8 protein-coding genes and 3 pseudogenes are annotated in these 12,343 nt (G+C 70.8%); 7 read left to right on the top strand and 4 right to left on the bottom strand.

Annotated elements, in window-relative coordinates; genetic code table 11:
• Positions 1-43: 43 nt before the first annotated feature.
• Positions 44-890 (top strand): annotated as a pseudogene (locus CCN42_RS46200) (trehalose-6-phosphate synthase).
• Positions 891-1,435: 545 nt separating this feature from the next.
• Positions 1,436-1,705, top strand: coding sequence for a hypothetical protein (locus CCN42_RS23940; RefSeq protein ID WP_086738701.1), 270 nt, complete (start codon positions 1,436-1,438; stop codon positions 1,703-1,705).
• A 749-nt stretch (positions 1,706-2,454) separates the two neighbouring features.
• On the opposite strand, the gene CCN42_RS23935 is transcribed toward CCN42_RS23940, so the two are convergent.
• Complete coding sequence (locus CCN42_RS23935; RefSeq protein ID WP_086738699.1) at positions 2,455-2,964, bottom strand: hypothetical protein; 510 nt, start codon at positions 2,962-2,964, stop codon at positions 2,455-2,457.
• A gap of 384 nt (positions 2,965-3,348) precedes the next feature.
• Here CCN42_RS23935 and CCN42_RS46195 point away from each other — a divergent pair, with 384 nt between their 5' ends.
• Both CCN42_RS46195 and CCN42_RS23920 read left to right on the top strand, forming a co-directional pair.
• Complete coding sequence (locus CCN42_RS46195; protein ID WP_422641185.1) at positions 3,349-3,747, top strand: pyridoxal-phosphate dependent enzyme; 399 nt, start codon at positions 3,349-3,351, stop codon at positions 3,745-3,747.
• Positions 3,748-3,963: 216 nt separating this feature from the next.
• Positions 3,964-6,717: a M4 family metallopeptidase gene (locus tag CCN42_RS23920; RefSeq protein WP_245877440.1), complete on the top strand. Its 2,754-nt coding sequence runs from the start codon at positions 3,964-3,966 to the stop codon at positions 6,715-6,717.
• A 269-nt stretch (positions 6,718-6,986) separates the two neighbouring features.
• On the opposite strand, the pseudogene CCN42_RS23915 reads toward CCN42_RS23920, so the two are convergent.
• Together CCN42_RS23915 and CCN42_RS23910 are read right to left on the bottom strand one after the other, a co-directional pair.
• Positions 6,987-7,655, bottom strand: a pseudogene (locus CCN42_RS23915) (NAD(P)/FAD-dependent oxidoreductase); the annotation flags it as partial.
• 314 nt (positions 7,656-7,969) lie between these two features.
• Positions 7,970-8,392 (bottom strand): arsenate reductase ArsC, encoded by a 423-nt coding sequence (locus tag CCN42_RS23910; RefSeq protein WP_086738691.1) that lies wholly within the window; start codon positions 8,390-8,392, stop codon positions 7,970-7,972.
• Positions 8,393-8,487: 95 nt separating this feature from the next.
• On the opposite strand from CCN42_RS23910, the gene CCN42_RS23905 reads away from it, so the two are divergent.
• The 3 genes and pseudogenes from CCN42_RS23905 (at position 8,488) to CCN42_RS23895 (ending at position 10,964) form a co-directional block, all read left to right on the top strand.
• Positions 8,488-8,796: an ArsR/SmtB family transcription factor gene (locus CCN42_RS23905; protein WP_086738689.1), complete on the top strand. Its 309-nt coding sequence runs from the start codon at positions 8,488-8,490 to the stop codon at positions 8,794-8,796.
• Complete coding sequence (gene arsB, locus CCN42_RS23900) at positions 8,793-9,911, top strand: ACR3 family arsenite efflux transporter (protein ID WP_086738688.1); 1,119 nt, start codon at positions 8,793-8,795, stop codon at positions 9,909-9,911. The genes CCN42_RS23905 and arsB overlap by 4 nt, the downstream gene beginning before the upstream one ends.
• Positions 9,908-10,964: pseudogene (locus CCN42_RS23895) on the top strand (ArsO family NAD(P)H-dependent flavin-containing monooxygenase). Before arsB ends, CCN42_RS23895 begins: the two are co-directional and overlap by 4 nt.
• Before the next feature lie 351 nt (positions 10,965-11,315).
• On the opposite strand, the gene CCN42_RS23890 reads toward CCN42_RS23895, so the two are convergent.
• Positions 11,316-12,140: a hypothetical protein gene (locus CCN42_RS23890; protein ID WP_245877439.1), complete on the bottom strand. Its 825-nt coding sequence runs from the start codon at positions 12,138-12,140 to the stop codon at positions 11,316-11,318.
• Positions 12,141-12,343: the final 203 nt, after the last annotated feature.

The raw sequence follows: 12,343 nt of genomic DNA, 5'->3' as shown, positions 1-12,343 counted from the left end.
CTTCCACCACACCCCCTTCCCCCACCCCGACGTCTTCCGGCGCATCCCGGCAGCTGACCAGCTGCGCAACTCCCTCGCCCGACTGGACTGGGCCGGCTTCCACACCCCCGACTGCGCCGACAATTTCCGCCGACTCCTCGCCGGCACCGCGGTGCCCGCCCCGCACATCGGCGTGCACCCCCTGGGCATCGACCGCCGCGCCGTCGCCCACCTTGCCCGCGCCCGGGATACCGCCCTACCGCACCCCCAGGACGAAGGGCCCCAAGTGGTGCTCTCCGTGGAACGCCTCGACTACGCCAAGGCCCCCGTCCACAAGATCCGCGCGCTGGACACCCTCCTCACCGAGGAGCCCGCACTCCGGCAACAGGTCCGCTACCGCCTGATCTGCCCCCCGCCCGAACCCGGCATCCACGCCTACGACACGACCCGCACCGCACTCGAACGCGCCATCACCCGCATCAACCACCGATGGGGCACGAAGGACGCAGCCTGTCGACTACATCCCCCGCAACCTCGACTTCCCCGAAGTCGTCGACCACTACCTCGCAGCCGACGTGTTCTGGGTGGCCTCGTTGGCCGACGGCATGAACATCACCGCCCAGGAATACATCACCACCCGCCACGCCACTCGCCGCCCCGGTGTCCTGATCCTCTCCCGCCACGCGGTAATCGCCCAGTACTTGGGCACCGCAGCCCTGTTGACGGACCCCCTGCACCCGCGCGACCTGGTGGACACCCTGCGTGCCGCGCTGACCCTGCCAACGAACGAACGCGCCACGCACCTCACCCGTCTGGCGGCCCTGCTGGACAACCCCGACCCCACCGACTGGGCGCACACGGTCATCTCCGCCATCCGCGCCAGCGCTGCCCCGCGGACAGGTACGCGCTGAGTATCCCTGGGAACAGCGAGCATCGGCTACGACTACCAGGACGCCCTCGCGGCCTGGCCCACCGCTATATCAGCCGCTTCCCCGCGAGCGACGTCAGCGCCGGATGACCACCATCCGACAGCCGATGGCGGGCAGACGGCTCACCGGAGCGCCCGGAGTTTCCCACCGCGGCGAGGGGCCAGCAACCCCTTGACCAGGTTCGGCTCGGCCCACATTCCGCTCTTTACCGGGTTCGCCACCCGGCACGTTTTGCGTTGACACAGCCCGTCCCGGCCGCCGATCAGACCGTGACCAAGGGGGTGTGACAGGAAGCGCGGCCGCGCGACAGGCGCCTGGCGCGGTGTGGCAGGGGCGACGGCGCGCACCGCGATATGCGGCGGTGCGTGTGGCGCGGTGACGGCCTGCGATGGCGCGCACGCACTCAATGCGCGCGATGCGCACCAGCGCCAGCCCCGTCACGCCCACCAGCCGCGGTCTCATCAGTCGCGCGCCTCGTGCTGGGAGAGGACGCTGGACATGGGGCCACAACGAGTGAGAGGCAGCCCATGGCTCAGACCAGCACAGATCACAAGGCGCACACCCCGTTCCTTTCCCGCCCCGGCGTCCGCCGGCTCGCGCCGTTCGTTCTGATCACCGCGATCGCTCTGGTCTTCATTTTCGAGAACCGTACGAGCGTCAAGATCCGCCTCCTCATCCCAGAGGTGACCATGCCGCTGTGGGGTGCCCTTCTCATCGCCTGGGGCCTCGGAATGCTGGCCTGCCTCCTTACTCTCCGGCGACGCCGCCCCAAGGGACGTGACCGACGCCCGAAATGAATGCCCGCTGAGTGAGCTCACGCCCACTCCATGTCCAGGTCCCGCAGTGCCTCCAGCTGCTCCTGGTTGAGTTTGTCGCGCCTGGATTCGGTGTTCGTTCTGCCGGCTCTTCGCGCTCAGTGGGAGGAGCGCACAGGCTCCAGCGTCACCGTGATGCGGTTCGAGTCGGGCGCGATCGGAACGATCCGCCTGGCGGTGGGGGAGTGGTCCAGTGCATCTGAAGGACTTCCCTGCTGGGCAGTTCGGAGACTGGACCCACATCGGCGTGACCCAGGAGGGCACCCCCTGACGGGTCGGCCCTGGCCCGGCCGCACCGGAACCACGCAGTTGCGGGCGGATCAGATCGGGCCCAGGTTGTCCGAACAGCACCGCTTAGGTGAGGGGGCCAAGGGCGATGTCGATACCGCACTCCAAGCACGCCACGGCGCCCGGAACCGCCGGCCTTCCAAGGCGGCGAACACGTCCAGTTCGCTCGCGTCGGCCGGCGCCTCCGGGCTGTCCCGGACGTGGACGACGAACTGGTGCGGTCGACCGCCCTTCACGTCGGCCCGCCCCCACCGCTTTCGCCACGTAGACGACCGCCCTTCGTGGCCACGCACACGTCACGGCCACGGCCGGGCGCTCCCGCCGACCGGGGCCGTCGCGCGTACTGCTCGCGCCACCGCTGAGACGGCTTGAGTCGAGGGTGCAGCTGCATGCCGGGCTGGCAATGGCCGGAGGCGCGTATGCCGCTGCTCAACAGGCGGCGGCTAGGGACCGGAGAGCCAGCCACCATCCGCCATGTCCCACGCGTACGACACCACACCGTGCTCCCCATCGACACACACCAACCACCACGCTGTGTCTCGCCACTCCACGCGGGGATACAGCGGGTTGGATACGGGCGGTGGTGCAGCGGCCAGCAGCACCGCCAGTTGCCTCAGCCCTTCGACCGGCACATCCACGGGCACCGCGACACTCCACCCGTTCTCGGCAGTCAAAATGACGCTCGACAGGTCACTCGCGCCCGGCCTGTCCCGGCGTGCTTCACGGTGGAGGAACCGGCGCACAGCGCTTCGCGTCGCCTCATCAACGGCCCCAGCAAGCCGGTCACCGAAGTGGGAGGCGATCGCTTGCAGGAAGGGCGCTGCGGTCATTCCTAACGTAATACCGACCCACGCATCGGGCACCCCTTGTGCAGGCGCGCCATCTCCCTGGTATTGCTGCGGTTGCTGCTGTTTGGTTACCTCATGCACTGAATCGTTCTGCTCGTGGTCCATGGCGCTCCTTCCCCTGAACGAGCATGCCAGCCAGCGGCCCGCTGTACAGGGGAGTTGGCCGAACGCCGACGCCGAGTTGCGCCCGTCGCGGATCATCGCGCGCCAGTTGGCCGACGGCCTCGAGGCGCCAGGGTGGGCCGAGCGCAAGCTCGCCGCCGTGCAGGCACTCAGACACAGCGCACAGAGCGTCGGCGCACCCCTGGGGCAGCGACGGAAGTCTGGATACTGACACTTCAGGGGTCTGTGAAGCCACCCCGAAGCGCCCCGCCGCAGTCGACCCCCAGAGCGACGGCGCGGCCCGCTACGCCGGTTCGCAGCTCATCACTCCGTCCACGCCACCCCTGGTCACCTGTCCGCTGACGGCCCTGCTGCCGCTCGTCCGAACTGCGCGGCGCCCTCAACGTGATGCTCTTCGTGCCGTTTGACCAGTACATCGTGGCCGCGTCCGGTGGCCATCACGGCTTGGCGGTCGCGATCGCCGGGAAGCTGCTCGGCGTTTCCGCGACGCTCTGTGTTCCGCGGACGGCTCCCGAAGGGACAGTCCGCCGCGTCGAGGTCACCGGCACCCGGCTCGTCCTGCACGGAGGGTGGTGCCGCCCTCGGTGGCCTCAGGACGGCCGCTACAGCCCCAGCTCGAAGGCGAGGTACGAGAAGTACCTCCCCGAACCCGCCGGGTCGTACGGGGAGGAGGCCCCGCCCCATGGCTCTCGGTCCCTTCGGGCATGTCCTCGGAGCGCACGCGCTCCGGGAGGTTTCCGTCACCCCCCTGGGGGCCGGAACTGATCCGTGGAAACCCCCGCACCGTTGATGACTCGGCGCGTCGTGGGTTTCATTGCTCCGCCCGGCGGTGGCCTCCGCCGGCTCGACCTTCGGGAATTGGGGGGAACTGTGAGTCGGTCCAGAGCGAGTTCGGCGAGACGGGCGGGGTGGCCCGGAGCACGAAGAGCCGGCATATCGGGTGCGGCGGCGCTGATCGGCGTCGCCGCACTCGTCGTCCCGGTGGTCCCCGCCGCCGCGACGGCGGCCGAGGCGGCACCGCCGCCGAGTCCGGGAGAGGTGGTCCCCGGACAGCGGACGCAGACGCCCGCCCTGGTGGAGGGCATCCGGGAGCCGGCTCCGGCGGCGGATGACGCCGCGGGCGCGGCCCGCGCGTACCTCGCCGCACAGCGCGACACGTACCGGATCGCGAACGCCGGCCGGGACCTGGAGTCCGCCGGGACCGTCGCCGACGGCGGGCAGGAGACCGTGCGGCTGCGGCAGAGGCATCGGGGCGTGCCGGTCCTCGGCGGCGAGTACGTCGTCCGCATGGAGAAGGCGGCGGACGGCTCACGGGTCGTCACCGGCACGTCCGGCAAGTACTTCACCGGGCTGCGCACGGACACCGCGGCCGAGGTCGGCGACGCGCTCGCCGTGGAGCGGGCGGTCGACGCCGTCCTGGACGACCTGGGACGCGAGCGGTTCGCCGGGTACGAGGCAGGCGAGCGGGACGAGTCGGCGGCGCCGCTCACCGGTACCTCCCACGGCCTGGTCGTCCTGCCCAGCGGTACGGGCGTGCTCACCCGGCACGTCACCGTCCGCGGCGACGACCCGGCCCTCGGTGAGCCGGTGCTGCGCGAGGTCTACATCGACGCGCGGGCCGGCTATCCGGTCCTCCAGTACAGCGGTATCAAGACGTTCGGCGCCCCGAAGGCGGCCGACGGGATGCGGTCGGCCGACGGCGCGCGGGGCGCACGCCGCCTCGCCTCCGACCCAGCCGCCGCCGAGGCCGGCTCGGGCGTGAAACTGGACGGCACGACCGTCGCCCTGGACGTCACCCGCGACGAAGGGCGCGGCGCCTACCTGCTGCGCGACCGCTCCCGTCACCCGGAGGACACCGGCAACGTCATCGCCACCTGGGACGCGCGCGGCAAGTGGGCCAGCCAGTGGGCCGGGACGTGGCCCGAGACGCTTCAGGAGTTCGGCTCGCCGACCCCGGCCTTCGGCGCCGAGGCGACCGAGGCGGGAGCGGTGGACGCGCACTGGGCCGCCGGGCGGGTCCACGACCACTTCAAGGACAGGCACGGCCGGGACAGCCTGGACGGGCGGGGCATGACGGTCGATTCCCTCGTCGGGGTCACCGACTACGGGCAGCCCTACGTCAACGCCTTCTGGGACGGCAGCAAGATGGTCTACGGCTCCGGCGACGCCGAGTACCGTCCGCTCGCCGCCGCACTGGACGTCGTCGGCCACGAGATGACGCACGGAGTCGTCGAGCACACCGCCGACCTCGTCTACGCCGGCCAGTCCGGCGCCCTGAACGAGGCGATCGCGGACTACTTCGGCAACGCCGTCGAGACGGACGTGCTCGGCATCCCCATGGACAGTCCGGACTCGGGGCTCGTGGGCGAGGCGCTGTGCCGCACCAAGTCCCCGCGCGAGTGCGCCTTCCGCGACCTCGACGACGGGCGGACCACCACCGCGTCGTTCCTCGGCGTGGGCTTCGGCACCGACAACGGCGGCGTCCACCTCAACTCCACCATCTTCGCCGGTGCGCTGTGGGACGTCCGCCAGGACCTCGGCCCCGAACTGGCCGACCGGATCGTCTACAAGGCGCTCACCGAGTACCTCACCCCGCTCGACGGCTTCACCGAGGGGCGGGCCGCGGTGCTCGCGGCGGCCAAGGACCTGGACGTCGCGGGGCGGGACCTGACGGCTGTCAGGCGGGCCTTCAACGCCCATGGCATCGTGCCGAACTGGGAGCTGGCCCTCGGCATCGACTCCGACGTCCTGCTCGAACGCGTCAACACCTACGACTCGCGTCTGGGCGCGGGCGGCGGCTGGTGGGCGGCCTCCCAGTCGAACGAGGACGGGTCCGAGCCGTACTCCGTGTGGGCCGGACACACCGACGGCAAGGGCCGGCTGAAGCTGATGAGCCCCAACGACGGCCGCTACCACGTGAATCCGGCGACGGACGGCACGACCGTGGTGTGGGTGGCGTACGGCTCCGGCCCCGTGGAGGTGCTGGCCCGGCCGCTGGCGGGCGGCCCGGTGAGCAAGCTGTGGTCCGGCCGGAACGTGGGCTCCTCGGTGCACGTCGACGGCGACGTCGTGACGTTCGAGCACCACAATCACGGCGGGCGCCGGGGGGTGACGTACCTGAGCCTGAAGGATCCGGCGAACAGGGTGTCGCTCGGCGGGGGCACCTACAGCCAGGCGTTCTTCCCGTCCCTGAGCGACGGCAAGGTGGCCTACCAGACCCGACGCCGGGTGACCGGGAGCACGTACGAGCACGCGACCCGGATCGTGGACGTCGCGACCGGCGAGAGCACGGTGGTCCACCAGGCCGCACCGGGGGCCGGTCTGGGCCCGACGGCGATCACCGGCGAGCACGTCTACTGGCTGCTGGACGAGATCGACCAGAACGGTACGACAGCCCTGCGCCGCGCCGCGCTCGACGGCTCCGGCGTCATGGACCTCAGCCCGGAGACCGGCCCCGCGGCCCTGAACGTCCGGGATCTGACGGCCTCACGTGAGGCGGTCACGATGGAGGCCCGCACACCGGTCCCCGAGATGCGCAACGAGTACCTGGCCAAGCTGTGGCAGTTCCCGGCAGCGGTCGACGACGGGACACCGCGCCGCGGCCGGGTCTCCTGCAACCGGGGTGAGCAGCTGTCGGCTGCGGCGGCCGCGGGCACCCAGGTGCTGTGGCTCGACGCGACCACCGGCGTCAGCGATGTGGTCACCCGGACCAAGCCGGCCGGCAAGTGCGGCTGACCTGCTCCGGACCCGACGGGCGGCCCGGCGGGCGGCGGGCCGCCGGGCCGCCCACCGCGACGGGGGACCGCGGGTCCGCCGGGGCTCCGCGGGATGACGGGCGTGACCCGCACTCCGCCGCAGCCCGGCCGCCATGCGCCACGAGGTCCCGGATGAACCTGCTGACGTTGCCTGCCCCGAGGACGCCTCCAGCTCTTCGGTGACGGCTGCGGCGAGAACGACAGTGGCGGGCGGCCCGGAGTTCGCGGACGGCCCCGCCTGGGTGCCGCTCAGGCCGGGACGGCAGCGGTCGCCGGGTCGGTCTCTGCTGCGGCGCGGGCGGCGAGGCAGCGCTCGGCGTCCAGGGCCGCGGCCGCGCCGGTGCCGGCGGCTGCGATGACCTGGCGGTAGGTGTGGTCGACGACGTCACCGGTGGCGAACACTCCGGGCAGGCTCGTACGGGTCGTCGGGAGGGCGGCCTTCATGTAGCCCTCGCCATCGAGGTCGAGCCGGCCGGTGAACAGCTCGGTGCGGGGGTCGTGGCCGATGGGGATGACCAGCCCTGTCACATCCGGGTGGCGCAGGTGGCGGGTGGCGCCGGTGAAGACGTCGCGCAGGACGGCTTCGCCGAGCATGCCGCTGGTCTCCTTGATCTCGGCGCTCTCGCTGCCGAAGGCGAAGGAGATTGCGTCGCGGGCCAAGGCCCAGTCCTGCATGACCTTGGAGGCGCGCAGGGTGGAGCGGCGGTGGACGACGGTGACCGGGTGGGCGAAGCGGGTGCGGAAGGTGGCTTCCTTCATGGCGGTGCCGCCGCCGCCCACCACGACGATGTCGCGGTCGCGGTCACGGAAGAAGCACTCGTCGCAGGCCGCGCACCAGGACACCCCGCGGCCGTACAGCGCTTCCTCGTTCGGCGGGCCGAGCTTGCGGTAGCCGGAGCCGGTCGCGATGATCCGTCTTCGCGCGGTGCACCCGTGCCCACCGAGTCGGTGAGGAGCTTGATGTCGCCGGTGAGGTCGGCGGCCACGTGTCGTCGCCGATCATCTCGGCGCCGAGGCGTTCGGCCTGAGCCCGCATGTTCTCCATCAGGACCGGGCCGTCGGCGCCGTCGGGGCAGCCGGGGAAGGCCTCGACCTCGGTCGTCGTGGTCATTGAGCCGCCGACGAAGACGGAGCTGCCGAACAGCAGGCGCTTCAGCTGGGCGCGGGCGGCGTAGAGGGCGGCGGTGTATCCGGCGGGCCGGAGCCGACGGCGACGACGTCGCGCATGTCGCTCACGCCGTCGCTTCGGGCTCCGCGGGGGCGATCTCGGCGATCAGGCCCTCGACGAGGGTCTTGATCTCGTCGCGGATCGGGCGGACGGCCTCGACGCCCTGGCCGGCCGGGTCCTCCAGCTTCCAGTCCAGGTAGCGTTTGCCGGGGAAGACGGGGCAGGTGTCGCCGCAGCCCATGGTGATGCAGACGTCCGACTCGCGGACCGCGTCGATGGTGAGAACCTTCGGCGTCTCCTGGGAGATGTCGATGCCCACTTCGGCCATGGCCTCGACGGCGGCCGGGTTCACCTGATCGCCGGGGTCGGAACCGGCGGAGCGGACCTCGACGCGGTCCCCGGCCAGGTGGGTCAGCCACGCGGCGGCCATCTGGGAGCGGCCGGCGTTGTGGACGCAGACGAACAGGACGGACGGCTTGTCTGCCATGGTGATCGTTCTCTCTCGTCGCATGGCGGAACTCAGCCGCCAATGACTTCAGCCCTCGCTGGTATCAGCGAGAGGTGATGTGACAGTATCAGCGCATGCTGACTTCAGTCGATCCTGATGTGATCCGGGTGCTGGGCGATCCGCTCCGCCTTCAGATCGTCAACCTGCTGGCGCGCGAGACGCTCTGCACGACGCACCTGGTCGAGGAGACCGGAGCCAAGCAGACCAACCTGTCCAACCACCTCAAGGTGCTGCGCGAGGCCGGGATCGTGGAGACCGAGCCCTGCGGGCGCTTCACCTACTACAAGCTCAAGCCCGAGGTCTTGGCCGGCCTGTCCGAGCAGTTCGCCGAGCTGGCCGCCTCCGCCCGTACCGCCACGGAGAACAAGAGGGCCTGCCCGTGACCTCCACCGAGCCCACCACCGCCTCCACCGAAGGCACCGGCCCGGCCGGGGATGAATCGATCGTCAAGAGGCTCTCCACCCTCGACCGCTACCTCGCGGTGTGGATCCTCATCGCCATGGCCGTCGGCCTCGGGCTCGGGCGGGTGATTCCCGGCCTGAACGACGCGCTGGCGAAGGTGGAGATCGGCGGGATCTCCCTGCCGATCGCGCTCGGCCTGCTCGTGATGATGTACCCGGTCCTGGCGAAGGTCCGCTACGACAAGCTGGACGCTGTCACCGGCGACCGGAAGCTGATGATCTCCTCGCTGGTCATCAACTGGATTCTCGGTCCTGCGGTGATGTTCGCGCTGGCGTGGATCTTCCTGCCGGACCTGCCCGAGTACCGCACGGGATTGATCATCGTCGGCCTGGCCCGCTGCATCGCCATGGTGATCATCTGGAACGACCTTGCCTGCGGCGACCGTGAGGCCGCGGCTGTGCTGGTGGCCCTCAACTCCGTGTTCCAGGTCCTCGCGTTCGGCCTGCTGGGCTGGTTCTACCTCGACCTGCTGCCCGGCTGGCTGGGCCTGGGAGACGGCGAGAACCTGGACATCTCCATGTGGGAGATCGCGCTGAACGTGGTCATCTTCCTCGGCGTCCCGCTGCTGGGCGGCTTCCTGACCCGCCGGGTCGGGGAGAAGAAGATGGGCCGCGAAGGCTACGAGCAGCGTTTCCTGCCGAGGATCGGACCGTGGGCGCTGTACGGACTGCTGTTCACGATCGTCATCCTCTTCGCCCTGCAGGGCAAGACCATCACCTCGCAGCCGCTGGACGTCGCCCGGATCGCGCTGCCGCTGCTGGTCTACTTCGCGGTCATGTTCTTCGGCACCTTCCTCCTCGGCAAGGGCCTGGGCCTCGCCTACGACCGCACCACCACCCTCGCCTTCACCGCCGCCGGCAACAACTTCGAGCTGGCCATCGCGGTTGCCATCGCCACCTTCGGCGTCACGAGCGGGCAGGCGCTGTCCGGTGTCGTCGGCCCGCTCATCGAAGTCCCGGTGCTGATCGGCCTGGTCTACGTCGCACTCGCCTGGCGAAGGAAGTTCGCCCCCGACACGGTGACGACGGCCCCGTGACACAGCACACGGATGTGGTGGTGGTCGGCGGCGGCCAGGCAGGGCTCGCCGCCGGTTACCACCTGCGCCGCCAGGGCCTCGACTTCGTGATCCTGGACGCCAGCACGGCGCCGGGCGGGTCCTGGCAGCACATGTGGGACTCCCTGCACCTGTTCTCCCCGGCCGAGCACTCCTCGCTGCCCGGCCGGCTCATGCCCGCTCAGCCCGGCGAGACGTACCCGGGCGCCGGGCACGTGGCGGACTATCTCACCGACTACGAAAAGCGTTACGACCTGCCCGTCCAGCACGGCACCCGCGTGGACGCCGTACGCCGCGACGCGGGCCGGCTCCTGGTCGAGGCGGACACCGGCGCCTGGCGGGCGAAGGCAGTCATCAGTGCCACCGGCACCTGGTCGCGGCCCTTCCTCCCCGCCGTCCAAGGCCGGAACGTCTTCACCGGACGGCAGCTGCACACGGTGAACTATCGCTCTCCGGACGACTTCGCCGGGCAGCGCGTCATGGTGGTCGGCGGCGGGAACTCCGGCGCCCAGATCGCCGCCGACCTCGCCCTGGACGGACGGGGCGAGGTGACGTGGGTGACCCAGCGGCCGCCCCGCTTCCTGCCTGACGACATCGACGGCCGCGCCCTGTTCGACGTCGCCACCGCCCGCCGCCGCGCCCTCGAGGCCGACCGCAGCGACACCGGCGGGGTGGCTTCGCTCGGCGACATCGTCGCCGTGCCGCCCGTCCGCGCCGCCCGCGACGCCGGACTTGACCGCGAAGCCGACGTTCACCCGACTCACCGCCGAAGGCGTCCAGTGGGCTGACGGCAGCCAGAGCGGCGCGGACGCGATCGTCTGGTGCACCGGCTTCCGCCCGGCTCTCGCCCATCTCGCCGCGCTGGATCTGCGCGGGCCGCGGGGACACATCCCCACCGACGGCACGCGCGCACTGGGCGAGCCGAGGCTGCACCTGCTCGGCTACGGCGACTGGACCGGTCCGGCGTCGGCCACCCTCATCGGCGTCGGCCGCCCAGCCCGTGACGCGGCCCGAGCGATCGCACAGCTCCTGTGACGGTCAGGTGATTCCGGGGCTGCCGCCCGCGTGAAGCGCGTTCGGCGCTCACCACTTCCCCGTCTGTTCGCTCGTCAGGCAGGCCGGAAAGCCGCGGCGTGCGACGGCTCCTGACGCGGCCGGTCCTCTCACCGACCCCTGACGCGCGCGGGTCATGGGCCGGTGAGTGACGATCATGCGATGGATACGGTGTGTGGCCGGTGCTCCCGGACACGGAACGGGATCAGTGGGACCGCCTCCCTGGGCGGGCCCCGGGGCCGTTGCGCATGGACATGCACCAGGAAGAGGTCATCGCGGCGCTGACCGCGCAGGGTCGCACCGCGCAGACCCGCTGAACGTGCTGTTTGCCCGTCAGCGCACGTCGACGTAGTCGCCGCTCGTGGCGTACGCGCCCGTGACGGAGTTCCCGGCGTAGTACCAGCGCCAGGTGCCGTCCTTGACGGCGGTGACCGTCGTCTGCAGGGCGCCCGCGGACGTGGTCGAGATGGTCTTGACGTTGGTGTACGTCGTGGTGCCCGCGGCCTTGAACTGGAGGGTGACCTTCTGCGCGCCGTACAGGTCGTAGCGGTGCGTGTTCCAGTTGGCGCGCTTCAGGGTGCCCTTGACGGTGATCGGCTTGCCCTTGGTGACCGGCTCGGGGCTCGCGTCGGCGCTCGCGATGACCGAGGCGCGCTTGAGGCGGGTGGTGTAGGAGAGCAGGTCGGTGTCGTAGCTGCCGCCGATCTTGATTGCCGTGCCGGAGGTCTTCCAGATGGTGGCATCACTGTTGACGAGCTTCTTGCTGCCGGTGAGCTGGTCGGGGTCGACCTGGAGGGACTCGTCGCAGTCGTAGTAGGTGTAGCCGCCCGCTGCGGACTGTCGGCAGTTCCACTGGATCCAGCCGCTGGCCAGCACGGTCTCGCTGCCGTCGAGGGTGCCCCGGTAGACCGAGACCCACCAGTCGTCCAGCTTGGCCTTCGTCTTCACCGTGTAGGTCAGCGGCACCTCGATCTGCGCGCCGGTGCCCAGGACGATCGGCTTGCCCTTGTTGATGACCACGTTCGAGAACGTGATGTCGCTGTCGGCCGCGTGCGCGCCCGGAGCCGTGAACAGCGTGCTCGCGAGCGCCGCGCCGGCGGTCGTGAGGACGGTCACCACGCGCCGCGCGGCCGGGAGTCTGCGCTTGCGCAGAGTCATGTCCCACCCCTGAAGTATGTCTGTGAGTACCGGACGATCAGTTGTCCGGTGCAGGCACTCTAGATCATGAGGGCGACAGCGCCGCCGGGACCTGCCCGCCGGGCGAGGGCCCCGCATGAGGCCGCCGCATGCCCCCTCACCGTCGACCCGCACCGCTCGCGGTTCGTCTCCCGTCCGGAGGACGTGGTGTTGGCGAAGAACTG

Origin of the sequence: Streptomyces glaucescens (genome assembly GCF_002154375.1) — a bacterium.
GTDB lineage: Bacteria > Actinomycetota > Actinomycetes > Streptomycetales > Streptomycetaceae > Streptomyces > Streptomyces glaucescens.
The sequence above is the reverse complement of the archived record's forward strand: the minus strand, read 5'-3'. Positions and strand labels throughout refer to the sequence as shown.